This is a genomic window from Pseudoalteromonas sp. NSLLW24 (assembly GCF_015864725.1).
Lineage (GTDB): Bacteria > Pseudomonadota > Gammaproteobacteria > Enterobacterales > Alteromonadaceae > Pseudoalteromonas > Pseudoalteromonas arctica.
The window spans coordinates 72,531-97,848 of the sequence record NZ_JADYWQ010000016.1; the positions used below are offsets into that span (position 1 = coordinate 72,531).

Genomic DNA, 25,318 nt, shown 5'->3' on the forward strand with positions numbered 1-25,318 from the left:
TAAAAGTATTACTGCGTAATATTCTCCTCTTAAATAGTCGCCTGCTTATGCATCGTTAACCTGCATGCTAAGCAGCCGCGTCCTATACGTCATATATCAACGATGAGTTAATCGCATAGTAGAATTAAAGTGCTTTTAATTCTGTAAAGTAATCTGGAGCATATGCCATATTTATCTTTTACTACGTTTGAATAAACGTTAAACACTCAAACGATTAACTAATACCACTCACAAAGCAGCTAAATGTGTACAAATATAAATACGAAAGGGATTTTTATGATCACTACAAGGTTGGTTGGTGTAACTTTAACACTTATTTTATTAATACCAATGCAGGGATGTGCAGATATGTTTAGCCTTTTTAATAAGCAAGACGTTACGTTGTCGTTGTCTATTAAAGGCAGATTATTAAGCAATGGTGAGCCTCAACAAGGCGTTACAGTGACAAGAGAGCTGATTTACGGTGATACTTATATTGATGAAGCCAAAAGTGATAACAATGGTTACTTTTATTTCGATAATAAAACAATACGTAGTTCAAAGCCTTCAAACATGTTTTTTAATAGCTCTTTGCTACAGAGTATTTATATTAAAAACAAAAAAGATGAAGATTCAATCTTGTGGTATACCACAATACAGTTCACTGAAGAGCAAGCACTGCTGTCTGATATATTAAATAACTTTGAATGCGAACTTAGTGAAGAGGCTATAACGTACGATATACCGATAAAAAACACTGGTCAATTTTATACAGTTTATACACGTTGTAAGTTATAGAAATTAGTGAGAAGTTTGATAAAGCCACTAATGTTCATCTATTAGTGGCTTTAATATAATGATTAACGTTTTAACTGTGCTTCTTTTTGGTTTAGTAAACGAATTATAGGGTTTTGCTCTAATATTTTACTTTTTAAAATATAACCAATAATCAGTCCTGCTATAAAACCACCAATATGCGCACCATAATCAATGCCATCGGGGCCTGTTATTGCACCAAAAATGTTAAATCCTAACCAAATAGCAAAAAACCATACTGCAGAAAGCTTCTTCTGATAAATTATAAATATAAAAGTAAGACTTGCGTGTCTGAACCACATTAAATACATGCCAAATAAACCGGCTATAGCGCCACTTGCACCCACGCCTGGAATTGTAGACATTGGGCTTACAATGTAGCTTGCAAACGATGCGAGTAGTCCACAGGCTAAATACCATAACAAAAAGCGTTTATGGCCTAACACGTCTTCTAAGTTATCGCCAACGATGTATAAAAAGTACATATTGCCAACTAAATGCATTATTGAACCATGTAAAAATACGCAAGTTAATACAGTCCATAGCTCATTACCTTTGCTTAAATCTGCAGGTGTCATGGCAAAGTTATCAATGACATAGCTGAACGAGCTCGGGTTTAAAAAATAAAGTGCAAAAATCAATGTATTTAAAACAATAAGGCCGCGAGTTACCCAAGGAGTCTTTTGTGGTTTAATATTATATTCAACAGGCATTTGCGTTAAAAATTGGAACAAGTAGGTTTTCCAACTCACTTTTTGATTTAGCTCGCCTAAACTCGCTTTTATTTCAGGGCTTTTTTCAACACTTTCAAGTTCGTCTTTATCAATCCAAGTACCATCGCAGTGTCTACAAACATCAATTTCGGTATGAAAAGCTTCCAGTAAGTGAAAACGTTCTAAATTTTTTTTACAATCCGGGCAGTCAAGCTCAGAAACGCCCAATGGCTCACCAAAGTGAGTTTCAAATTTATCACCTTCTGGGCCGTCATTTATCTCGGAAATCATGCGATTTACTTCATTTTTTTCGAACCATAAGCCACCACATTCACGGCAAATATCTATTTCTTCACCCTGATAATTGGTTACTTCTAGTGGATGATCTTTACAATGTGGACAGCTTTTAGTTGGCATTTTTAAGTTCCTTTAACGAACCAACAGAAATATCATTCTGCTGTAATTCCATTTTTAATTGTTTTGCGCTATTTTTTAATGCAGGGAGTGTTTGAGTTTTAATTAAGTTTGTTATTTTTGCTAATTCGATAGAAGCCTGTTTAGCTGATATTTTTCGATCTATTGCGGCATTTATGACAAAATCAGCTCGAGAATAAAATCGACGTATTCTAGTTAAAAATTTACTCGGTGTTTCAAGCGTAGTAGGAGAAAACTGCATGGTTTTCCATATGTACTGCTCAAGTGTGGGTTTAAAAAATTCCATTTCTGATTTTGGTGGGTTCTTCGCTAAGCGTTCTGCATACTCAGCTACCGTGTTTGCGTTATCATTAACTTCGTCATAGAGCGATGTACGTAAATAGTAGTTATCTTCCATTTTGCTAAATGAATCAAACTTAAGTGCTTGCTCTAAGCCGCTTTGAGCCGCCAAATAAACACCAAAGACAGTAGAAATAACCATAAAAAATTGATTTAACCAAAAGCCAGTGCTTTTCAGTTCTTTATGATCAGCTGTTTTAAGGGCTTGCGAAAATTTTTGAGTAACTATAGGTGGTTTTTTATTGTTTTCTGGGATGTGACTAGTTGGTTCCAACAGCTCGTTCCTTGAATAATTGCTTCCTTTTTAGGCGTACAAGAATACTTAAAAATTAACCAGTTAGCAATATAGCCACTCGTATTGAATATACTTTTAATGTATTTACCTATATCTACAAGTAGTCACTTAAGTATGGCTTAGCTTAAATACTTAATAAAGAGGGTACTTAAGCTATTTTAAACTGTCTAATTAAATCATCTAGCGAAAAAGTTAAACGCGAGTTCATGGCTCAATATGCATGACTCTATATTAATGAATAGAGAGTTTTTGTAGTACCTGAGGCTATTTTGTTAGCAAAGTAACGTATTACCAATAAACGGACTAAAAAAACCTTCTTTAATAACTCAATAATGAGGCGTAGTTAGCCTTTATATTTAAGGCGTTGTTGACCCAACGCCTAAGAGGAGTATTTATTTTTGTTATACAAAAGTGGAGAACTTTTTATACAGGCAAAGACTATGTATTTAAAAGCACAGCGCCGCTTTTATTTTCGCCTAAATGATCATCTTTATTGTAAATTGGGCAACTTTTAAGTGATAAGCAACCACATCCTATACAACCGTCTACTTTGTCGCGCAGGCGTTGCATGTGCGCAATTCGCTCATCAAGTTGCGCTTGCCAATGTTTTGAAAGTGCTGACCAGTCTTGTTTTGTTGGTGTGCGGTTGTCGGGTAGGGTAGCTAAGGTGTTTTTAATCTCATCGAGCGTAATTCCCATCGCTTGAGCTGCTTTTATTACAGCTACACGGCGTAATACATCAGGTTTATAACGTCGCTGATTACCATTATTTCGCCAGCTCTTAATTAAAAACTTAGTTTCGTAAAAGTGAAGAGTAGATACTTTTACACCACTTCTTTTTGCTACATAGCCAACGGTTAGGTTAGCTTCGGTTAATTTTTTTTGTCCTGCTGGCATTATTTTAATCCTTCAGTTGACCTCAATATAACTTGAGGTTTTAAGCTTCTACCACATTAAAAAAGGAGCTAACTAAATGCAACAAAAACTTGAGCGTAATACTGTTATTATTTATTCAAGCGCACGAAAAAACGGCAATACCACAGCCCATGTTAATAGCTTTGCCGAGCAAAATGATGTGCGCGTAATTTGTCTGGATGATTATAAAATTGCGCCGTATTGTTATGACAAAAACTATAAAAATGATGACTTTTACGCGCTATTTGAAGCACTTTTAAAGTACGACCATTGGGTGTTCGCGTCTCCTGTTTATTGGTATAACACTACGGTACAAATGAAGTCATTTATAGATAGGATCACAGATTACATGGATGATGAAACCTTGAAGCCGAAGTTACGGGCTTTACGTAATAAAGATTTTTCGTTGTTATCAAACGCATCATCGCTTGAAGCGCCTGATATTTTTGTAGAAATGTTTAAACGAACATTTAGCTATTTAGGTATGCAGTTTATTAACCACCATCATAAAAACACTCAATCGGCAGCATGATAAGCTGCCCTTTTTTCTTTGCTTCTGTTAGTTTTATAAATAGGTTAACTTATTTAAAACACAGGATTGTTTATGAAATACCTATTATTGCTTTTACTTATAAGCCCATTTTCGCAAGCGGGTGAAAACCTTATTAAAGACTTTGGTTACTTTTATAGTGTCCCGGAGCATGTTCCGATAAATGACTCTACGGTATTCAAAATAGCCTTTGATGTTGGTGATGGCGCTAAAAAAGGTGAGCAGAACAATTCAATGAACTCACTTGCACGTTTTATTAATATGCATGTAGCACACGGTGTAAAGCCAGATAATATTCAATTAGCGTTAGTGGTACATGGTAGTGCTAGCGTTGATGTATTGGCTAATAGTGAATATAAAGAACGTTTTAAAGCAGATAACAAAAATCAAAGTTTAATAAAGCAATTGTTGGCCAATAACACCGTGGTTTATGTATGTGGGCAATCGGCTACGCATTATAAAGTAGCACCAGAACAACTAATTGAAGGTGTGCAAATGTCACTTTCGGCGATGACAGCACATGCCCAGCTGCAACAGCAGGGTTATACACTCAATCCATTTTAATAATTAACATGACAAAAAATATTCTCTGCTTTGGTGATTCTAATACGTGGGGTTTAAACCCTGTAACGGGAAAACGCTTTGATGAAAATACCCGTTGGACATCGTTATTAAATAAAAACTTAGGGTGTGGCTTTAACGTAATAGAGGCAGGGCAGCCTAACCGCACGTTAGTGCATAATCCACCATTTGATGGCGTGCTTAATGGTGTTAGTTATCTAAAGCCTTATTTGGATAAGCATGAGCTCGCCTTTATTATTATTGCCCTTGGTACAAACGATCTTAAAAAACGTTTTAATTTAACACCTAGTTTAATAGCAGGTGGCTTAAATGATTTAATTAACTCAATACATATTTATTATCAGCAAGGTAGCACTTTAAAATCTCCTAAAATTATTATTGCTAGCCCACCTAAAATAAGAATCACCGAGCAGTATTCGCGTATTTACGAAGGTGCAGATATAAAAGCAACAGAGCTCTCTAGTGCATTCAAAAGCGTTGCGGCTACTCATAAATGTACTTTTATTGATTTTACTACATTTATTAATGTAACAGCCGGTGATGGGATTCACTTTGAAAGTAATCAGCATTTAACGGTAAGTGCTAAAATTACTCAATTGGTTTAAAATTCATTCAATAATTCTTGAATCTATCTGTTTGAATTTAATGCGACTTATGCAATCATCTAATAAAGTAGTGATATAAATTAACAACTTCGAGATGCTATGAAAAAGTACCAACAAAAATCTATTATAGCCATTTTAACCGGAGGGTTAGTTTTTGTAACTGGCTGTTTTATCTTGCTCAATTTTGCAGCGCAGCAGTTAACAGCACAAACAAAGTATGATGCTGAATATATTCTCGGTCATGTAGAAGGTGCAATTGCAGAGAGGCGTCGAATTCTTACCCCATTAAATAAGCTTGCGTTTAAACAGTGTGATAATACAACTCTTCTTGAGATGCGCCGCGCTTTATTTGACGCAAAATATGTAATTGATATAGGCTTTTTTAAAGATAACCAGCTAGTTTGTACTACTGGCGCAGGCTTATTAAGTAAACCAATTAACGACAAACAGCCTGACTTTATTCGAGATGATGAACAGGTGAGGGTTCGTTTTGAGCCAGAGCTTTATCTATTATTATTTAGTGAGCGCCCTATGGAGGTAATTATAGTCAGACAAGGGGACTATAATTTAATTATGCAGAGCACGCCCTTTACCAACATCGGAATTACTGCGCCAGATTGGGAAGTTATTTATAAAACACCAAATACTTTGCATCATTTAGCAGGTAAAGAGGGGCTATACCAGCAGGTAAAAAACAGCGTTTTCTTTCCTTACGAAACTAACTCAGTTTGCAGTTCTACAAGTAGTCAATATTGTGTAGTAGTGCACTTGCCTTGGAGTCTGTTTTTTTCTAATAATCACTTATTATTAATAATTTCGTTAATTTTAACCTGTTTAGCGGGCATATCGAGTGCGTTAATAGTTGATGCGAGAATTGCTGCACGCCGCTCTACCAATCAACGTATTCGTAAAGGGCTTAAAAAGGGATCATTTTATTGGACTTACCAGCCCATTATTTGTTTGCAAAGTGGCAAGCTGATTGGTTGCGAGGTACTTGCACGTTTTGAAGATAAGTACGGTGCTTTATTTCCAGATGAGTTTATTCCGGTTATTAGAAAAAATAATTTAACTTGGACTTTTACTGAGGCGATGATTGCTACCACAATAAAAGAGTTAACCTCTATAGAGTTATTGCCAGAAGGCTTTAAAGTGTCGCTTAATATATTTCCGTGTGATGTAGAGCTGGGTAATGTGTCGTTACTGCCGCAAATTACAGAGCTTACCAACTCACGCTTTATTATCTGTTTAGAAATAACTGAAGACGAGTACCTTGATACAAGCATTGCGCATGCTCATTTTAGAACCTTAGTTGAATCGGGATTTAACTTATCATTAGATGACTTTGGTACGGGTTATTCGAATTTAAGAAACTTACAAAATTTGAGCTTTCATCAACTTAAAATTGATCGTACGTTTGTTCAAGATATAGCAACTGAGGGCTTAAAAGCCTCTATGATCCCAAATATTATGGAACTTGTGCATAAGTTTAATTATACCTGTGTGGCAGAAGGGATTGAAACCACTGAGCAAGAAGCTATTTTAAAAATGGCGGGTGTGCATTATGGACAGGGTTGGAAGTATGGTAAGCCCATGACGGCGTCTAAATTTAAAAATTATATAACTAATCAGCATTTTTAGATCTCAGCTGCCATACTAAACGTATCGTTATGAAATTTATAAATATTAGGTTTATTATGATCAAATTAACATTAAGTGCTTTTGCATTTTTACTACTTAGTGCATGTACAACACAGTACCCAAACCAACAATTAACAGGTAAGCAGTTCCCAAGCATTAGCGGCGAAAGTTTAGAGCAAAGCATGGTGACTATACCCAGCGATTTTAAAGCAGATAAAACACTACTGCTTATTGGCTACAAGCAAGATAGCCAATTTGACATAGACCGTTGGTTAATTGGTTTAGATATGGCGGGTGTAACGCTCCCTACATACGAACTACCAACCATTGCCGGCATGGCGCCACGCATGTTTAGCACATTTATAGACAGCGGTATGCGCAAAGGCATCCCTAAAGAATTATGGGGTGGGGTAATCACTATTTATAAAGATGGTGAAGCGGTACAAAAGTTTACAGGTAACCAAAGCCCTAATAACTCACGTGTGGTACTTATAAATAACATCGGCGAAATTTTATATTTTTATGATCGAGGTTTTTCGGTTGATGAGCTAAATAAACTAAAAGCGAGTATAGAATAATTGATCCTAAAAGTTGGTTTAGGCTAATGCATATTTAAGGCTTTATAAGTTATTAAGCCACTAATCCGATCTGTTATTTATCTTATAAAAGTAGTTGTAAAAACAAGATTAATTAAGGTTTTTCATTGATTTAATTGGGTTTTATCTATTTCAGGATGAGAAGCGATAGCTTTATTTTAATACCAAAATCCCATTGTAAGTTGTATTTGATTTAGGTAATGTAGTGTAAATGTTTCAAGGACGAAATTTATGCCCCATAAAAATTCAGTATTTGTAAAAACAACGTTTCAATCATCTTTTCATTCACACAACTACACCGCTATTTTAAGAACATTACAAGCTTTGTTTGGTGATATTAAAATGGACGAAGTTATTCCTAAAGCTGAGCAGCGCACAAATTATGATTTGTTTTTAATCGATGGTGCTAAAAGCAAATGGCAAGACCTTATTCCGACTGACCTTATTTGTTTAGCTAAACACTATAGCGTTGTCATTTTTAATGTTGATAAAGAAGATGTGTGCGAGCAAAACTTATTGCTTAACCATTTTAATGGTGTTTTTTATAAATCTGATCCACCAGAAGATATCTTTAAAGGGTTACTTCGTGTTAATACTGGCGAGCTTTGGTTTACGCGTAAAGTGATTTCAAAAGCTTTTAACGATATTTTAGCCGTGGCATCGTCGTTTAATAGCTTACACGACGACATTGAATTAAAGCAGGACGATTACGATCATTTAACAAAACGAGAAAAGTCTGTTATTCATTTAATTGCACAGGGGGCGAGTAACAATACAATCGCTGATAAACTTAACATTAGCGACCACACTGTAAAAACACATTTATACAGTGCGTTTAAAAAAACTAACTCACGCAACAGGGTGGAGCTTGCTAATTGGGCGCAGCGCTATATATCTGTTTTGCTGCCAATGGCTAAATAAGAGTAAAGCCACTAAGACGCTATTTAAGTAAAAACGTTATCCTTTAGATTTTTATAAGGGTTGGGTTAGCGAAGTACTTTCAAATCACTAACCACACAACTTATAAAGGCTACAATATGTAGCCTTTAGTTAATTTAGGAAGTCAGTTTATGCTGATTTTTTAGCCCATAAGCCTTTATCAATACCTTTTGTTATGAGATCTGTGAGTGCTTTTTCTATTGCTTGGGTAACACAAATGCTCATAGGTTCGTTGTCACTAAAGCCTGCTTCTGCTTCTGCTAGTCGTTTGTAGCTTACGTATCTAAAAAAGCCTGCACGCATTTCTTGGCTAAGTACTTTTTTGCTGGTGGCTACACTTAGTAGTACTTGTCCTGTACGAACATCAACAGCGCGTAAGTATATTGAAATAGCATCTTCGCGGTAAAGCTCTGATGCGCCTATACCAAAGTATTCCATACCCAAACCACCTGTTTTTACATTAGTGTCGTAGCTTATGATACCGCCCTCTAAAATGATTTTAGCGGTTGTTAGCGGAGGTAAATCAGCTTGATTAGGATTATCGGCTTGGCCTGCACGAATAATTTTTCGCTCAGTTAAAATGTTTTGTAAACCTTCACGCTCTACCGGCGTAAACCAATCAGATTCATGTAATGCTTGTATGAGTATTGAGTTAGCACCTTGAGTAACGGCAGTCGAAAATGAGCTAACGTTAGTTTGTGGCTTATATTGACCTGTTTGATCTCTAAATGAGTAAACAGATACCGGAATACTGCCAACAGGTTTAGGTAAGTTTTTCAGATCTGCGAATAATTCGGTTGGCTCTAAACTAACTGCTTTTTGTTGCGATGGTGGGATTAAGTTCCCTAGGCTCGCACAACCGCTCAATCCTATTAATATTATTGTTATTAGTAGTTTATACATTATCCAAACCTCGGTACTTCAATGATCACCACGGTGTCATCAATTATATTTGTTATTCTTACTGTAATAGAATCAGTTGTGCTGGTTATAACTTCAATTTGATAATCGCCACTCATAAATATGGAGTCTTGATTGAAAAGGCTATCTTCTATGTCCTCACCAAATGCCATATCGGTAATTTCTCTTACCATACGATTTAAATAGGTGCGCTCTAGAGTTTCTTGAAATTGTTCAGCGTAACCTTTTTCTACTACCGGTGCTTTATGCTTGTTTTGAGCTTGGGCTTTACTCAACAGCATATTTGCATTGAGTGGGTTACCACCAAAGCTTGGGTTAATTGGGGTGTAAATTATTTCAGTTGCTGCTGCTGAAAAGCTTAATGTTGTTATTATTATAAGGGCTATATTTTTCATTTTACCATCCATCTTTAGCCATATCGGGTGTTGACACTGCCATGTTTTCGCGAGCCATTGCATCTATCACTGTATAAACAGCCTGCTCCACACGCTCATTTAAAGGCTCTAGTCGTCTACCTAAATAAGTTGCGTAAACAAGTTGGTTATTCATTATTAACGACAGCTTTGTGCCTGCTTTTGGAATGACCGTTTCTTTAATTTCAATGTTAAAACCTGCAGTTGAAGGGAGATCTCGCCAGTAATTAGAAAACTCAAAATAGAACTGATGACCAAAGCGGCTAATACTCCTATCAAGTAGTAGGCCGTCAATCTCCAACTCTTCAGCGGCATAAGATGCGGGCATTAAAAACAGAGAAAGCGTAAGTAATAATACTTGGTAATGGTTTTTATTATTATGCATAACTAAATGGGGAGAGTTGCTCTCCCCAACCTCAATAATTACATTTGAGTAATAGAAGTCACGTTACCGTCACCAATTTGGGTCACTGAAACAGTGCTGTTGAAACCAATTACGGCGCCTTCAACAATGTTATCGTTACCCATTTGAGTTACGCTAAACGAAACGTTTTCGCCACCTACTAAAAATGCAGGTTGCTCCATTCCTACTACCCAGTTACCTTCGCCAGTTTGTGAAATATCAATGCTGTGGCCATTACCTTCAACCATCATATCAACTACGTTCATTTCACCTGTTTGAGCTAGGTCAACTTGGTTCATGTTGCTATCTAAAATACCTGCAAGTGTAACCATGGCTTCGTTTTGAGAACCATTTTGCATAATATCGATATCGTTGTCGTTTGATGTTAGAGATATATCAGGATATGAAGACTCAACAACAGCAGTGTTTTCTTGGCCAGACTGAATAACGTTAACGTCATTTTCAGACCCATTAAAGTTAACAACGTGTGCTGAATTTGATTCACCTACTTGGTTAATCATAAATTCGTTATCGGTACCTAAAACGCCCATGTAAGCATCATTTAATAAGCCAACTTGTGTAGCCGTTAATTCATTATCGTCACCAATAATATCAACGGTTGTTGAGTTGCTTAAATCAACCTGAGTTACTGTAACTTCGTTGTTTTGACCTTCGAATAAGTTTGATTCGATAGTATTTAAAGAACCTTCTTGGTCTAAATCAATTTCGTTTTCATCGCCTAATACAGCTACAAATGTTACTGCGTTAGTATTGCCTTCTTGTTCAATTGAAAGCTCATTTGCATCGCCTAAAATATCAGTGAAGGTAACAGTATTACGATCGCCGTCTTGTTCAATATCAAGCTCGTTATCGTTGCCTTGTAAAGAACTCACTTTGAAGGTATTCCAGTAACCGTTTTGCTCAAGACTCAGACTATTCTGATCGCCCATTACAGAGGTTAATTCAGCTTCATGCCACTCACCTGTTTGTAATGAACTGATTTCGTTGCCATTACCTTTCATATCTAAGTTGTAAAACCAATGACCACCAGTGCCTTGCTCTACATCAACGATATTGTCGTCACCAACAATCATGTTGACAGCTTCGTTGTTTACAAAAAAGCCTTGGCCACTTTGCAAAACATTTAGGTAATTATTATTACCAGTAACTTCGGTAATTACACCGTTGGCAACGCCATCTTGGGCATATACTTGCTCGTTGTTGTTACCAATTGTTGTTACGCCAACATAATTACCTGATTGTAATTGAGTAACTTCTGTTGTGTTCTCGTTTCCAGTAGTCGAAACCTCAATAGTATTACTATCTCCCTCTTGCATTAAAATCGCGGTGTTATTATTTTGCGATTGTGCCAATGTCATTGAATTAGCGGTGCTAAGTATAGATATTTTTGTACTAAGTTCTGAGTTTGATGCTGATTTGTTGTCGGTATCTGCATATGAGGCAAAGCTGGTACCCATTGCTATTGCAACAGCACAACTTAAAAGTGATTTATTCAACTTCATTATTTTCTCCTTGAAATATTAAAATCAAATACCCTAAATGTTATAGGTTTTAATAAGGTATTTGTTGTCTCAGCATGCCGTGCCGATATATTTTTTGTGATCCGCTTGCGTAACTTTAGAAGTAGGTGAAGCGTAATATGTGACTATAAATAATTAAGTTTTAATTTGTCATAAATATTGAACTAACAAAGTTTAAGCTCAAATTCATAATCACCCATTAACTGTATTCCCCTATTTCATTTTCTTAAATCATCATTTTTTACCAAATAATTAACCTTTTATTATCATCGGTTTATGTGTGTAACTGGTGGGTTTTAATGTAATAGTAAGCAAAAGCAGTAAAAAAGTTTGACCCTATAATGGGTAAGGTTGTAATGGGGCAGTTCATTAAAATGACTGTGTTTAGTGTTTTTTTTATAGCCAAACTGGTCAAAATTTATGATTTTTAATTCTTTTTAACTTTTTAACTTGTCAAATATCGTATTTACTAGTTTGCTTATAACTTGCCACGTGATCCCTTGTACTTGAAATAGTGAACAAACCCGCTTAGTGCTTCTAAGCTAACCCAACTATGGATAGAACAATGAAAACAAAATTATCTATTATTACGCTTGCTTTACTACCTTGTTTGGCTTCGGCTAAATTACCTGATGCAGGAGCTCTTCCACAAGCAGCTGCAAGCAGTGACTCTGTTATTGTTAAATATAAAAAAAATGCAACACCTCAAATGCGTAAACAAGCACGAAGCTTGGTTAAAGCAAAAATTACAGATTTAAATAATGATGAAGTTGATGATAACTTCACATCATTATTCTCAGGTCGCCTTGCTAAATTTAAAGTGTCTGGCATGAGCACTAAAGAAGCTATTGAGCGTTTAAAGTCTCATCAAGCTATTGAATATGTTGAGCCAGATTACCGAGTAAGTATTGCGAGCGCACCTAACGACCCTCGTTTTGATGAGCTTTGGGGCCTAAATAATGAAGGTCAGACCGGTGGCATTGCCGATGCAGATATTGATGCGCCAGAAGCATGGGAAATCTCAATTGGTAGTCGCGATGTTGTAGTTGGTGTTATTGATACTGGTGTTGACTACAGTCACCCTGATTTAGCTGACAATGCGTGGGTTAACACTGGCGAAATTGCAGGCGATGGTATTGATAATGACGGCAATGGTTACATAGACGACATTCACGGTATTAATGCAATTACGGATGCTGGCGACCCAATGGATGACCAAGGTCACGGTACCCACGTATCAGGCACTATTGGTGCAAGCGGTAATAATTCTACAGGTGTTGTGGGTGTAAACCATGAAGTTTCTATTGTTGGTTGTAAGTTTTTAGATGCCGCTGGTAATGGTTCAACATCAGATGCAATAAAATGTATCGACTATATGGTTAATCTTAAAAACTCAGGTGTAAACTTACGTGTTTTAAACAATAGCTGGGGCGGTGGCGGTTATAGCCAAGCGTTAGCGGATGCTATGACTGTTAGTGAGCAAGCTGACATATTATTTGTTGCTGCTGCTGGTAATGACGAAGTTGATAATGATGCAAACCCTCACTATCCATCAAGTTATGAACACGAGAGTGTATTAGCAATTGCCAGTACTGATAGCAATGATAACTTATCAGACTTTTCACAATGGGGCGCGACAAGTGTTGACATGGGAGCACCAGGCTCTGGTATTTTGTCAACAGTTCCGGGTAATGGCTATGCAAATTACTCAGGTACTTCAATGGCAACACCTCATGTTGCCGGTGTTGCTGCTCTTGTGTTGTCAGTAAACCCTGATTTAACAACATCAGAGCTTAAAGCGTTACTAATGAGTAGCGGTGACGCTAATGCTGCACTTCAAGGTAAAACGCTTGCGGGCACGCGCCTAAACGCAAATCAGGCGTTATTAGATGCCGATCCAACGCCAAGCTTTAAAATGTCTGTGACGCCAGCGTCACAACAAATAACAGTTGGTGAGTCTGCAACTTATACGTTTGAAATTGGTTCTATTGCTCAGTGGGATGGTGAAGTAACGCTTGAACTAGAATCTAGCCTTACTGGTGCATATTTATCAGAGCTAACTGCAAGCCCTGGCGAAACAGTACAGCTTAGTGTTGAGACCAATGGAAATACGCCATGGGGTAATTATGAGTTTACTGTTACAGCAACATCAGATGATATTGTTAAAGAAAAAACAGTAAGCTTAATGCTTCAACCTGCTGGTTTAAATGACTACACCTATACTAGCGAAGAAAATGTGGCGATTCCTGATAATGATCCACAAGGTGCTAATTCGGTAATTACAATTTCAGATGATTTAACTGTTTTTGGTACTTCTGTTGATGTAAATATTACGCATACTTGGTCTGGCGATATAGTCCTTACGCTAATTTCACCACAAGGCTCTGAGGTAACTTTACAGAGTAATGAAGGTGGCAGCGAAGATGATATTGTTAAAACATTTACATCAAGCGTATTTAACAGTGAAGTAGCAACAGGCGACTGGACGTTAAATGCTGTGGATACAGCGGGTGCAGACACAGGTAATATTAATGGCTGGTCACTTACGCTTAGCGCTATAGGCGAAGTAAGTGCACAACCGCCACGTGCAGGCTTTACTGTTGATACGCAAGGTTTAACAGCCTCGTTTGTAGATACAAGCAATGATGCCAATAACGACATTACACAATGGAGCTGGAGCTTTGGCGATGGCGCTACATCAACAGATTCAAGCCCTGTGCATGCATATGCGCAATCGGGTAGTTACGATGTAGAACTAACTGTTACTGACAGTGAAGGTAATACAGATACATTTACCCAAACCGTTGTTGTAAGTGACGTGACCCTTGAACTGAACTTAAAACGCGCTAACAAAACACGCCTAGGTACGATGCGTGTAGAACTTAGCTGGGAAGAAGTTGGTGCAGAGTCATTAAGCGTTTACCGTAATGGTGAGTTAGTTGATACCACTGCAGATAACGGACGCTACCGTGATTACGTACGTGGAGCTACATTACCATCGTACGATTACCAATTATGTGTAACAGAAAATGTGTGTTCGAATATCATCACCGTTTCTTTTGAATAAATTACACTACTCCTAAAGTAATTTAAGCCCAGCTTTGCTGGGCTTTTTTATGTTTTAAAAAATATAAACTATGCTTTTTTATACGGGTGAGTTTTAAGCCAGTGCTCGGCTATTTGCTCACGCGTGGCAAACCATACTTGCTCATGCGAGCGGGCATATTCTAAAAACCGTGCTAATGCTTTTATTCTTCCTGGTCTGCCAATTAAGCGGCAATGTAAACCTATCGACATCATTTTTGGGGTGTTTTCACCTTCAGGGTCACCTTCTTCATAAAGCGTATCAAAGGCATCTTTTAAATAATTATAAAACTGATCGCCGGCATTAAAACCCTGCACGGCAGCAAAGCGCATGTCGTTTACATCAAGCGTGTAGGGCACTATTAACTGTGGTTTACCTTCTTTAATACTGTAAAAAGGTAGGTCGTCGCTGTAATCGTCGGAATCATATAAAAAATTACCATTTTCAACTACAAGGGCTGCGGTATTTGGGCTAGTTCGGCCGGTATACCAGCCTTTGGGCTTTTTACCTGTGAGCTTTTTAATTACATCAATGGCTTGTTGCATATGCTCGCGTTCGGTTTGCTTATCTATATTTTGATAATTAATCCAGCGCAGGCCATGGCTTGCAATCTCGTGCCCTGCTTCAACAAAGGCTTTAGCTACATCGGGGTGGCGCTCAAGGGCCATCGCCACTGCAAAAATGGTGACCGGTATATCGTATTTTTTAAATAAACGCAGTAGCCTCCACACGCCCGCGCGCGAGCCATATTCGTAAATAGACTCCATGCTTATATGGCGGTCTTCAACATGCGGGGCACTGACTATTTCTGATAAAAACGTTTCAGCGGCTGCATCACCATGCAGCACGCAGTTTTCGCCGCCTTCTTCGTAATTTAATACTACTTGCACGGCAATACGTGCTTTATTGGGCCAATTTGCATGGGGTACATCTGGACCATAACCAATTAAATCGCGCGGGTAGTTTTTAAAATGCTCACTCATTTTATTGCTCCTTTTTAAGCGCTGCGAGCCAAGAGCCTAGCGCTTCGCGCTCTGTGTCTGTCATCTTGGTCATATTAGCCAGTGGCATATCTTTGGTTACAACCGCGCGGGTATGCACAAGTACTTGCGACTTTTTTACCTGTTCAATTGAATCAAGTTTAAAGCCAAGTGGCGCTGTTTGAAAAAGCTCAGAGGTAGGTGTTTCGCTATGGCACTGCGTACAGTGTTTGCTGATTATATCCCACGCTTGTGCGTCGGTAATACTTGCTTGTAAAGGCGCGTTTTCGTCTGCATTTGTTGTACTGCTGGGCCAAGGTGCTATTGCTAGCATAAGGGCAAAAAATGCTGCAATACCACTTATAAGTACTGAAGGTTTATTAACGCCTTGATGTTTTAAGTTAAAGTAATGGCGTATCCACATACCAATACCAAACAGCGCAATTAAAATAAGCCAGCCAAAGTTGTGGCTATACGTGTAAGGAAAGTGATTGCTAAGCATAATAAATACCACTGGTAACGTGGCGTAGTTATTATGAATAGAACACAGCTTTGCCTTTAAACCTGGCGCTGAATCAGGGATTCTACCAGCTTCTACTTCACTCACCATGTAGCGCTGCCCTGGCATAATAATGTGATACACATTACCCACCATGCACGTGCCAATAAGTGCGCCTACATGAATATACACAGCGCGGTCGCTAAATAATTGATCAACCCCAAAAGTCCACAGAGCTAATAAACCAATAACTACAGCAATAAACACTTTGCCGTTTTCAACCAGCGGGGTTTTACACAATAAACGATAAACACCATAGCCTAAGCCAATAAAACCAAGGGATGCGCCAATAGCTGCAAATTTACTTAGCTCACTTTTACTGTTATCAATTAAATACACATCGGCGCCAACATAATAAAGTAAGCTAAATAGTAATATACCGGTGATCCAGGTTGTGTACGCTTCCCACTTAAACCAATGCAGGGTATGAGGTATTTGTTCAGGGCCATTTTGATACTTAGCCACTTCGTAAAAGCCACCGCCATGCACGGCCCATAAATCGCCTTTTATGCCTTTATCTATTTTCCATTGCGGTGGTGTTTGTAGGTTGTTATCAAGCCATGCAAAATAAAATGAAGCGCCAATCCATGCTATACCAGCAATAACATGAAAATAACGCAGTACTAAATGAGCAAGCTCAAATAAATAGTTTTCCATAACGGTTAAGCCTCTTCTAATACCGGTGAGCGGGTGTCTGAAAATTGATTGTTATCATCGCGCTTATACACACTTTTACCCATAATGTAGGTTTGCTCAACGCAGCGGTCGTCGCCTAACATCATCATTGCAAATAGTTTTTCATGCAGGGTTTTGGCATGCTGTATTCTAAATTTTAAAAATGGGGTTGCTGAACAATCCATTACAATAAAATCGGCTTCACAACCGGCTTTAAAATTACCAATTGTCCCTTCTAAATCAAGTGCTCTGGCACCGCCGAGAGTTGCTAAATACAGCCCTTTAAATGCTGAAAACTTTTGACCTTGTAACTGTTGGATTTTGTAAGCTTCGTTACCTGTTTGTAGCATAGAAAAGCTTGTTCCTGCGCCTACATCGGTACCCATGCCTACGTTTATGCCGTGCTCTTCACAGGCTTTTAAATTTAAAAGTCCTGATCCTAAAAATAGGTTTGAGGTAGGGCAGTGCGATATTGCCGCATTGTTATCTGCAAGGCAGCATAGCTCGCGCTCAGATAAATGAATACTATGGGCAAATACCGAGCGTTTACGTACCATTTTAGCTTGCTCGTAAACGCCAAGGTAATCTTCAGCTTCTGGAAATAGCCCTTTTACCCATTCGCACTCATCTTTGTTTTCTGATAGATGAGTGTGCAGGTAGGTGTCTGGGTATTCTTCAAGTAACTGAGTGCATTTTTGTAATTGTTCTGGGGTTGATGTGGGGGCAAAACGCGGCGTAACTGCGTAGCTTAGCCTGTCAACATTGTGCCATTTTTTTATTAGGGCTTTAGATTCGTCATAGCTTGTTTGCGCGCAATCAGATAAGTCGTCAGGGCAGTTACGATCCATCATTACTTTACCGGCAATCATACGTAAATTGCGTTTTTGTGATTCTTTAAAAAACGCATCAACCGATTGCGGGTGCACAGTGCCAAATACAAGGGCTGTGGTTGTGCCATTACGCAGCAGCTCGTCTAAAAAGCGATTAGAGATCTCTTTTGAATAATGCTTACACGTAAATTTTTTCTCTGTCGGAAACGCGTATTCGGTTAACCAACTTAGCAGTTGCTCGCCGTACGCACCCACCATTTCGGTTTGTGGTAAGTGTATGTGGGTGTCAATCATACCAGGCATAACGAGCTTACCATCGTGGCGGATAACACGCGCTGATTTATCAATTGTTGGCAGTATGTCGTGCTCGTAACCAAGTTTAACTACTTTGCCGTGCTTGATAACTAATGCGCCTTTTTCAAAAAAACGATGGGCGCTTTCGCCAGCAATGGCAGGGTCGTCAACAAAGTCGAGTATATCGGCACAAATTACTGTTAAGTTATTATTGTTTTGTGTGCTCATAGTTAGCTACCTCTGTATGTAGAGTAGCCAAACGGGCTAAGCAACAATGGGATATGGTGATGTTTAGTATCTTGTAATCTAAACGTTATTTGCGCCTCTGGGTAAAACGCAGGGGTAGGTTGATTTTGGTAGTAGCTATCTAAATCAAATACTAGCTTATAGGTTGCAAATTCTACTTCTGTATTTAGCCAGTCGGTAATTCGCCCATCGGTATCGGTTGTGCCTTGGGTTAGTTGTACCCATTCGTTATTTGTAAGTTTAAATAGCTTAACAGCAACGTTTGCCGCAGGTTTTCCGGTGCTGGTATCAAGTATATGGGTGGTAATAGGGCTTTTGTTCATACTTTTATTCATAGCAATGACTCCAATCTTATTTTTGTTATTTTGGCTTGTTCGCCCGCGGCTATAGCAAGCTCTGTGCTGCGGGTGTTGTGTATGCGCTGCTCTATGAGTTCAAGCATTTGTTCGGCAGTTTTACCGGTGGCGCACACAATAAAAATAAAGCCAAACTTGTTCAGGTACTCTTTATTAAGGGTAATCATTTTGGTAAGTACGGCTTCGTTTGCTTTGCTCATACCCGATTGCTCATGGCCCGCTTTTTGTGCGGTAGCAGCGTATTTTTTGCTAAGGGTTGATAAGTCACCTATTTGCGGGTGGCCTTCAAAGGCAGCTAAATAGTCGCTCTCGCTAAGGCTATCCCATATGCTTTTTGCGCATTCAAACAGCTGCTGAGCACTTTTAAATGGCATTGCTTTTATCATGCCCGCTACCCAGTTAGGGGCCGCGCAGCAATGCTCAAGTGCTTGTTTTGCTTGTGCATCATTTAGCGTATTTATTTGTAAGCTACTCATGCGCCTACTTCCTCCTGCGTGGTGCTAATTAAGGCATTTTTTAGTGTGCGCCACTGCAAGCCTTGGCGTTTTGGCGCTTGGGTTTGCATAGCCTGATAAAGGGCAATTAGCTGTCCACTAATCGAAATAGCCACTTCCATTGGTAATTTGCCCGTAATATTTTTAAGCCCAACAGGGCAGGTCATTTGTTGTATTTGAGCGGCTGTAAAATCGCGATGTGCTAGGCGTTGTTTAAAACGTTTTGCTTTAGTGTCAGAGCCAATAACGCCCAGCCAATTGGCATCAGCGCGTTTAATAATGGCTTGGGTGAGTGCAAAGTCGAGCTGGTGGTTATGGGTAAGTATTAAGTAGTTATTAGCTTTAGGCGCACGTTTTACTTGTTCTATTGGCTCTTCATCAACCACTTTTACTACGTTATTTGGAATAGCCTGTGGGAATACATCTGCGCGGCTATCTATCCAGCGTATGCGCATAGGCAGCTGTGCCAATATACCAATAAGCGCTTGTGCTACATGGCCTGCGCCATAAATGTCGAGGGTAAAGCGCTCGCATTGCATGCATTCAAGCATAACGGTGGCAGCTCCGCCGCAGCACTGGCCTAAATTTGCACCTAGGTTAAATTGCTCAATTACTTGGGCGGCTTCGCCTTTGGCAAGTAGTTCGCGGGCTTTTTCTATTACTACGTATTCAAGGTGGCCACCGCCAAGAGTGTCGTAAATATGCTCGCCGCTTATTACCATTTTAGAGCCTGTGCCGCGAGGGGTTGAGCCATTTGTGCCAAGTACCGTGGCAATTACATAATTAGTGCCGCTTTGTTCGTGCTCGTTTATAGCCTGCGCCCAGTTTTGAGTATGAAAACCCTGAAACGACTCATTTAAATTAGTCATGTTGATGCTCCTTAAACCAACTAGCGGTTTGCTCAATTGCACTCAATACTCGCTCTGGGGTTGCGGGTGTATCCAATGGGGCGGTGTATTTGTAATCAGCCACACTACTTATGGCATTACGAATAGCGCTCCATACACTAAAGGCCAGCATAAATGGCGGCTCGCCTACGGCTTTTGATCTAAACACGGTGGTTTCTGGATTTGCTGAGTTATAAAGATTGACGTTAAATTCGGCAGGGGTATCGCCAATGGCTGGTATTTTGTAGTTGGCTGGGCCAAAGCTTGCAAGCTGGCCTTTATCATTCCATTGTAAGTCTTCGGTGGTAAGCCAGCCCATACCTTGTACAAAGGCGCCTTCAATTTGGCCTATATCAAGTGCTGGGTTAATTGAGCTGCCTACATCGTGCAGTATGTCAACGCGGGTTACCGTGTTTTCGCCAGTTAGCGTATCTACTTCTACTTCGCTGAGTGCTACGCCGTGAGCGTAGTAAAAAAATGGGCGGCCTTCACCTTTGGCTCTGTCGTAATGAATTTTTGGTGTGGCGTAATAACCGGTAGATGAAAGCGATATACGATTCATGTAAGCAAGATTTGCAAGTTCGCTAAAGCTAATTTCCCCTTTACTAAAAGTAATGAGGTTATCTTTAAATGTAATACTTTGGCTGTCTACTTCAAAGTGCTCGGTAATAAAGTTTATTAAGCGCTCTTTTATTGTGTTTACTGCATTTAGCGCCGCCATGCCGTTTAAGTCGGTACCGCTTGAGGCCGCTGTTGGTGAAGTGTTTGGTACTTTGTCGGTACGCGTAGCACTAATACTTACCGCGTTAAAATCGACCCCAAAGCCATGGGCCACAATTTGCGCAATTTTGGTGTTCAGCCCTTGGCCCATTTCGGTGCCGCCGTGGTTTAAATGTATAGAGCCATCGCTATATACATGCACTAATGCACCGGCTTGGTTTAAGTGTTGTACAGTAAACGATATACCGTATTTAACCGGCGTCATTGCAAGGCCTTTTTTTATAATGGGTGACGATACGTTAAATGCTTTAATAGCCTCTTTACGTGCCCAGTAGTCACCCGACTCCTCAAGCTGGTTTATCATATCTTTTAAAATATGTTGCTCTACGGTTTGATGATACGGCGTGGTGTCGCGGCCTTTTTTATATAAATTGAGTTTTCTAATTTCAAGCGGATCTTTACCTAATTTAGCTGCTATATCGTCCATTATTAGCTCGCCCATAATCATTCCTTGCGGGCCACCAAATCCTCTAAATGCGGTATGGCTTACGGTATTCACTTTACAGCGATTACCCTTAATTGTGGCGGCTGGGTAGTAGTAGGCGTTATCGGCATGAAACATGGCACGGTCTACAATTGCATCAGATAAATCAGGGGAGTAGCCACAAAACCCGTTTACGGTAATGTCGGCACCTTCTATTAAACCATTTTCGTCAAAACCGACATGATAGTGATTATAAAAAGGGTGGCGCTTACCGGTTAATTTAAAATCGTCGCTACGGGCTAGGCGCATTTTTACTGCGCAGCCAAGGTGGTAAACCGCAAGGGCGGCAAGGCATGCCCATGGAGCGCCTTGGGTTTCTTTGCCGCCAAAAGCACCGCCCATACGGCGGGTTTCTACGTTTACAAAGCTAAATGGCTTTTTTAAAATTTTAGCAACTAAGTGTTGAACCTCAGTAGGGTGTTGCGTAGAACACTGAACATGAATGCCCCCGTCGTTATCAGGTTGCGCCAGCGCTATTTGGCCTTCTAAATAAAAGTGTTCTTGTCCGCCTATGTTTATTTCGCCTTTAAGCTGGTGGGCTGCGTTATTAATGGCGTTTTCGCTGTTACCACGGTTAAGTGAATGAGGCGGCCTTACCCAATGCTCTTTGCTAATGGCTTCTTTAATATCAAGTATTGGTGTGGTTTGCTCGCACTCTATAACCACTAAACGTGCCGCGCGGCGCGCTATTTCATAGGTGTCGGCAACAACAATTAATACAGGTTGCCCGTGGTATTGAATTTCATGGCTGGTCAGCAGTACATCACCTGGAAATACTGGGCCAATATCTAATTTACCCGGTACATCTTCGGCCGATAAAATACGTTTAACGCCTTCAACTACCAGTGCGTGACTTGTATCTATTGATTTAATAAAGCCGCTTGTAACAGGGGCGAGCACTGGGTAAGCATGCAGGCAACCGTATGGCTCAGGGTTATCGTCGGCAAAATTTGCACTGCCACAAACTTGTTTAATAGCGCTTTCGTGATATTTAGACTGTCCAACGCTACCACCTTGCGCTTTTAGTTTATCCATTTCAAAGTGACGCATGTGAGATCCTCGTAATGGCAATGTTGTTATTGTTGCGTGCTTGCGACTCACAAAACTCAATACCAATGCGTTGTAATAAGTTTTTGCTTACCGTAGTGCGATAATGCGCACTGCTTCTTACATCGCTCATAGGTGTAAAGTCATCGTTAATAGCCGTTGCTGCGTCTATAAAGCTACTTACTTGTAACGATTGAGATATCAGCTTTTGCTCAATATGCTGCGCGCGCTTAGGAATAGCTGCCATACCGCCCATAGCGCAGCGGGCTTGAGTAATCATGTTTTGTGAATGCTCTATAGCAAGTACCAAACACACGGTAGATATATCGTCTTCAAAGCGTTTTGATATTTTATGACATGCCAGTTTTAGCGACTCTGGGCGCTTTGGAATTGTGAACTTACTAATTACTTCATCGCTTTTAAGAACTGTTTTTTTATAATCAATAAAGTAGTCGGCAACTTTAATAGTGCGCGTACCAGCGCTGCTTAATAAATCCATTGATGCATTAAGAGCGATTAAAAGTGGAGCGGGATCGCCAATCGGAGAGGCATTCCCTATGCTGCCACCGAGTGTGCCGCTGTTACGTACTTGGCTTGATCCTAAGCGTTCAAATAGCTCTTTTGACTCTGGGTAATGGTTATAAAATGCCTCAACAAATTGGCTATAAGGTAGCGCTGCACCTATGTGTAACTCACCGTTATTATCTGCCAAGGTGCAAAGATCCTTTACTTGGCTAAGGGAGATAATTACATCCGGTAAGAGCATGTTTTGGCTAAGCTCAATGGCAAAGTCGGTGCCACCAGCAACTAAATGTGCATAAAGATAAAGCGTCTTTAGCTCAACAAGTTGTTGGGCCGTTTGTGGTAAATAGAATTTGCGAGGGCCATTTTTTAAAAATGGAATATCGTCATCATATTGCGTATTAAGTGATGCTTTAAATTGAGCGGCCATTGCTGAGTACGGTTCAGCTTTACGTTCATAGCTATAGGCTTTTTCGGCTGCAAGTAATATAGGGCTATAACCTGTACAACGGCATAAGTTACCGCCAAGTGCATGAATAACCGCTTTTTTACCAGGGTACGTTGGTTCATTAATATAAAGAGCCAACAAACTCATTATTATACCGGGCGTGCAAAAACCACATTGCGAACCATGGCACTCAACGAGTGCACGTTGTACGGGGTGTAAATCGGTTAAGTTTGGGTATAAACCAGTAGTAACAGCCTCTACCGTTACTATATGTTTTGCATGCGCATTACCTAATAACAATAAACAGCTGTTCATTGTTTTGTATTGCCAACTAGCTTCCCCGTTTGCATTTATACGCTCTTCACCCACTAAAATTGTGCACGCGCCACAGTCGCCAGTTGCACAGCCTTCTTTGGTGCCCACTTTCCCTTTTTTGGTGCGAAGCCAGTCCAAAATGGTGAGACTTGGCGAGCATTCTTGTACTTCAATTGGTGTGTTATTTAATAAAAATTGAATCACACAGACCCCCTTAATTTTTATAAAGCCCTGATACATAAAGGCTTGGCGTATGTTTTTTCTTGTTGTTTGCGCACGGGTAACAAAAATACTTTTTAATCTTTAATTAGCTTATTGCAGTTACTATGCCATTGTTGACCGCTTGGTCAGTTAAGGGCGGTTGGGTTAAATTATCGAGGTATAGGTAATAACGGAGTCGCTTTAAAAATAAGGCACGGTGAAGCGAATGCTTTACTATTTAAATCTAAAGGGGGAAATAGGGCTGGTAAAAGCACATTAATGAAAATGCTTTATGGTGTGGTTAAACCTGACCAAGGGGACATGTTTTTTAATGGCCGTATAATACCAATCAGCAATAGTACTTGATCAATTTAAAGGCTTAAACCTGACGCTAACTGTGTTAAAAATTTCTGATATAGAACAACTAAATAACGAAATTTTTGCCTTGTTATCGACACGATTTTCTTATCTCAAAATAGCTCACTTAATTAAGCTGATTGGTATAATGAATATAAAAGAGCCTGCTGATGCGCTAGATTTAGCAGGACATACCAGCATGCTTGCGGATCGAATTGTAAAAACGCCAACACGTTATGGTATGTTATTAAAAACACATAAATAGTTGAATAACATAAATTAATTATGTTAAATTACGATAAAAAGAAGATACGGACTTAGCTTTTATGGACTCTAAAATTGATTTTTCTACCTACACTTTAGATGAGCTTTACTCATCAGCGAGAGCTATAGATCGCGAAGCCTACCCAGATCGAGCAAAAGAAATAGACGACTTAATTAAAACGCGAGAAGCACAGAGCCCATCTGAAAATATTGTATCAAAAGTAGCAGGAGAAAAAGCAACGCGCTCAGATAGGTTAGTAGCTGCTATTGTTGATGGCGTTTTAGGTGTTGCTTGTTTTATACCTGTATTCATGCTTGTAGGGTTTGATAATTTAAGCCAACCAACACTTACTTTATCTGCAGGTTTGCTAGGTTATGGCATATTAAGCACGTTAGTGCTTCATGGTTACCTTATGTACCAACGCGGACAAACAATTGGTAAATCTTTAATGTCTATCCGTATTGAAAATTTAGATGGTACACAAGCAAGCTTTACTACAATTTACTTTAAACGCATGCTTTCTATGCAACTATTATCACTTGTCCCTTCGGTAGGTCAGTTTATAGCTGGTTTTGTTAATCCATTATTTATATTTGGAAAAGATAAACGATGTTTACATGATCATTTAGCGGGAACAAAAGTGAGTTATGTAGATTAATCAGGATATTAATTATGGCAGCTTTGCCTAGGCAAAAAAATTACCCGGATTTAAGTTTGATTAGCAAAAGTTACAAAATGGCGTATTTCACTAAATTGTTAATATAATTAAAAAAACCTTACCGATTTTTTTTGACTAGTAACCAAGGATGATTA

26 protein-coding genes are annotated in these 25,318 nt (G+C 39.3%); 11 read left to right on the forward strand and 15 right to left on the reverse strand.

Features of this window, described 5'->3' with window-relative positions; genetic code table 11:
* Positions 1 to 276: 276 nt before the first annotated feature.
* The gene (locus tag I6E72_RS15570) at positions 277 to 777 is read left to right on the forward strand and encodes a transthyretin-like family protein (RefSeq protein ID WP_231620569.1); all 501 of its coding nucleotides are present in this window, start codon (positions 277 to 279) and stop codon (positions 775 to 777) included.
* 62 nt (positions 778 to 839) lie between these two features.
* On the opposite strand, the gene I6E72_RS15575 is transcribed toward I6E72_RS15570, so the two are convergent.
* The 3 genes from I6E72_RS15575 to soxR form a co-directional block, all read right to left on the reverse strand.
* Positions 840 to 1,925 carry a rhomboid family intramembrane serine protease gene (locus tag I6E72_RS15575; protein WP_197112991.1) on the reverse strand — a complete coding sequence of 362 codons (1,086 nt, stop codon included), beginning with the start codon at positions 1,923 to 1,925 and terminating at the stop codon, positions 840 to 842.
* Positions 1,915 to 2,556 (reverse strand): hypothetical protein, encoded by a 642-nt coding sequence (locus tag I6E72_RS15580; RefSeq protein WP_197112993.1) that lies wholly within the window; start codon positions 2,554 to 2,556, stop codon positions 1,915 to 1,917. Before I6E72_RS15580 ends, I6E72_RS15575 begins: the two co-directional genes overlap by 11 nt.
* 459 nt (positions 2,557 to 3,015) lie before the next feature.
* Positions 3,016 to 3,474, reverse strand: a complete 459-nt coding sequence (soxR, locus tag I6E72_RS15585) for a redox-sensitive transcriptional activator SoxR (protein ID WP_169060712.1) — start codon at positions 3,472 to 3,474, stop codon at positions 3,016 to 3,018.
* A gap of 76 nt (positions 3,475 to 3,550) precedes the next feature.
* On the opposite strand from soxR, the gene I6E72_RS15590 reads away from it, so the two are divergent.
* From I6E72_RS15590 to I6E72_RS15615, 6 genes are all read left to right on the forward strand, one after another.
* Positions 3,551 to 4,024 carry a flavodoxin family protein gene (locus I6E72_RS15590; protein WP_197112995.1) on the forward strand — a complete coding sequence of 158 codons (474 nt, stop codon included), beginning with the start codon at positions 3,551 to 3,553 and terminating at the stop codon, positions 4,022 to 4,024.
* 72 nt (positions 4,025 to 4,096) lie between these two features.
* Positions 4,097 to 4,606, forward strand: coding sequence for a DsrE family protein (locus I6E72_RS15595; protein ID WP_197112997.1), 510 nt, complete (start codon positions 4,097 to 4,099; stop codon positions 4,604 to 4,606).
* Positions 4,607 to 4,614: 8 nt separating this feature from the next.
* Entirely contained in the window at positions 4,615 to 5,229 is a 615-nt protein-coding gene (locus I6E72_RS15600) for an SGNH/GDSL hydrolase family protein (RefSeq protein WP_197112999.1), read from the forward strand.
* 99 nt (positions 5,230 to 5,328) lie between these two features.
* Complete coding sequence (locus I6E72_RS15605; RefSeq protein WP_197113001.1) at positions 5,329 to 6,867, forward strand: EAL domain-containing protein; 1,539 nt, start codon at positions 5,329 to 5,331, stop codon at positions 6,865 to 6,867.
* Positions 6,868 to 6,923: 56 nt separating this feature from the next.
* Positions 6,924 to 7,445, forward strand: coding sequence for a hypothetical protein (locus I6E72_RS15610; RefSeq protein ID WP_197113004.1), 522 nt, complete (start codon positions 6,924 to 6,926; stop codon positions 7,443 to 7,445).
* Between the two features lie 249 nt (positions 7,446 to 7,694).
* A complete protein-coding gene (locus I6E72_RS15615) occupies positions 7,695 to 8,384 on the forward strand; it encodes a response regulator transcription factor (protein WP_007584415.1) in 690 nt (229 codons plus the stop codon).
* Positions 8,385 to 8,531: 147 nt separating this feature from the next.
* Here I6E72_RS15615 and I6E72_RS15620 read toward each other — a convergent pair whose 3' ends face one another.
* Genes I6E72_RS15620 through I6E72_RS15635 form a run of 4 tightly spaced genes read right to left on the reverse strand, consistent with a single transcriptional unit; the run spans position 8,532 to position 11,662 of the window.
* Positions 8,532 to 9,305 carry a CsgG/HfaB family protein gene (locus tag I6E72_RS15620; protein ID WP_007584410.1) on the reverse strand — a complete coding sequence of 258 codons (774 nt, stop codon included), beginning with the start codon at positions 9,303 to 9,305 and terminating at the stop codon, positions 8,532 to 8,534.
* Complete coding sequence (locus I6E72_RS15625; RefSeq protein ID WP_007584408.1) at positions 9,305 to 9,730, reverse strand: curli assembly protein CsgF; 426 nt, start codon at positions 9,728 to 9,730, stop codon at positions 9,305 to 9,307. The genes I6E72_RS15620 and I6E72_RS15625 overlap by 1 nt, the downstream gene beginning before the upstream one ends.
* On the reverse strand, positions 9,720 to 10,121 hold the full coding sequence (locus I6E72_RS15630; protein ID WP_007584407.1) for a curli production assembly/transport protein CsgE: 402 nt from the start codon (positions 10,119 to 10,121) through the stop codon (positions 9,720 to 9,722). Before I6E72_RS15630 ends, I6E72_RS15625 begins: the two co-directional genes overlap by 11 nt.
* A 38-nt stretch (positions 10,122 to 10,159) precedes the next feature.
* Positions 10,160 to 11,662 carry a curlin gene (locus I6E72_RS15635; RefSeq protein ID WP_165721738.1) on the reverse strand — a complete coding sequence of 501 codons (1,503 nt, stop codon included), beginning with the start codon at positions 11,660 to 11,662 and terminating at the stop codon, positions 10,160 to 10,162.
* Positions 11,663 to 12,245: 583 nt separating this feature from the next.
* Between I6E72_RS15635 and I6E72_RS15640 the strand changes: the two genes are divergently transcribed.
* Positions 12,246 to 14,747, forward strand: a complete 2,502-nt coding sequence (locus I6E72_RS15640) for a S8 family serine peptidase (RefSeq protein ID WP_197113006.1) — start codon at positions 12,246 to 12,248, stop codon at positions 14,745 to 14,747.
* Positions 14,748 to 14,815: 68 nt separating this feature from the next.
* Here the strand turns inward: I6E72_RS15640 and puuE are convergent, their stop codons facing one another.
* From puuE to xdhA, 8 genes are read right to left on the reverse strand one after another with little or no spacing between them, the layout of a single operon-like run.
* Positions 14,816 to 15,748: an allantoinase PuuE gene (gene puuE / locus I6E72_RS15645; protein WP_197113008.1), complete on the reverse strand. Its 933-nt coding sequence runs from the start codon at positions 15,746 to 15,748 to the stop codon at positions 14,816 to 14,818.
* Between the two features lies 1 nt (position 15,749).
* A complete protein-coding gene (locus I6E72_RS15650; RefSeq protein WP_197113010.1) occupies positions 15,750 to 16,961 on the reverse strand; it encodes a urate hydroxylase PuuD in 1,212 nt (403 codons plus the stop codon).
* Positions 16,962 to 16,966: 5 nt separating this feature from the next.
* Positions 16,967 to 18,331: a guanine deaminase gene (gene guaD / locus I6E72_RS15655; RefSeq protein ID WP_197113012.1), complete on the reverse strand. Its 1,365-nt coding sequence runs from the start codon at positions 18,329 to 18,331 to the stop codon at positions 16,967 to 16,969.
* Positions 18,332 to 18,333: 2 nt separating this feature from the next.
* Positions 18,334 to 18,684: a hydroxyisourate hydrolase gene (gene uraH / locus I6E72_RS15660; RefSeq protein ID WP_033028479.1), complete on the reverse strand. Its 351-nt coding sequence runs from the start codon at positions 18,682 to 18,684 to the stop codon at positions 18,334 to 18,336.
* Complete coding sequence (gene uraD, locus I6E72_RS15665; protein WP_165721734.1) at positions 18,681 to 19,181, reverse strand: 2-oxo-4-hydroxy-4-carboxy-5-ureidoimidazoline decarboxylase; 501 nt, start codon at positions 19,179 to 19,181, stop codon at positions 18,681 to 18,683. The genes uraH and uraD overlap by 4 nt, the downstream gene beginning before the upstream one ends.
* Complete coding sequence (xdhC, locus tag I6E72_RS15670) at positions 19,178 to 20,068, reverse strand: xanthine dehydrogenase accessory protein XdhC (RefSeq protein WP_165721733.1); 891 nt, start codon at positions 20,066 to 20,068, stop codon at positions 19,178 to 19,180. Before xdhC ends, uraD begins: the two co-directional genes overlap by 4 nt.
* Complete coding sequence (gene xdhB, locus I6E72_RS15675) at positions 20,061 to 22,400, reverse strand: xanthine dehydrogenase molybdopterin binding subunit (protein WP_165721732.1); 2,340 nt, start codon at positions 22,398 to 22,400, stop codon at positions 20,061 to 20,063. The genes xdhC and xdhB overlap by 8 nt, the downstream gene beginning before the upstream one ends.
* Positions 22,387 to 23,886: a xanthine dehydrogenase small subunit gene (gene xdhA / locus I6E72_RS15680; RefSeq protein ID WP_197113014.1), complete on the reverse strand. Its 1,500-nt coding sequence runs from the start codon at positions 23,884 to 23,886 to the stop codon at positions 22,387 to 22,389. The genes xdhB and xdhA overlap by 14 nt, the downstream gene beginning before the upstream one ends.
* 204 nt (positions 23,887 to 24,090) lie before the next feature.
* Here xdhA and I6E72_RS19780 point away from each other — a divergent pair, with 204 nt between their 5' ends.
* The 3 genes from I6E72_RS19780 to I6E72_RS15695 all read left to right on the forward strand — a co-directional run bounded on the left by I6E72_RS19780 (position 24,091) and on the right by I6E72_RS15695 (position 25,163).
* Positions 24,091 to 24,249, forward strand: a complete 159-nt coding sequence (locus I6E72_RS19780) for an ATP-binding cassette domain-containing protein (RefSeq protein WP_331459207.1) — start codon at positions 24,091 to 24,093, stop codon at positions 24,247 to 24,249.
* A 31-nt stretch (positions 24,250 to 24,280) separates the two neighbouring features.
* Entirely contained in the window at positions 24,281 to 24,505 is a 225-nt protein-coding gene (locus tag I6E72_RS15690) for a hypothetical protein (protein WP_197113016.1), read from the forward strand.
* 61 nt (positions 24,506 to 24,566) lie between these two features.
* Entirely contained in the window at positions 24,567 to 25,163 is a 597-nt protein-coding gene (locus I6E72_RS15695) for an RDD family protein (RefSeq protein ID WP_197113017.1), read from the forward strand.
* The last annotated feature ends 155 nt before the right edge of the window (positions 25,164 to 25,318 follow it).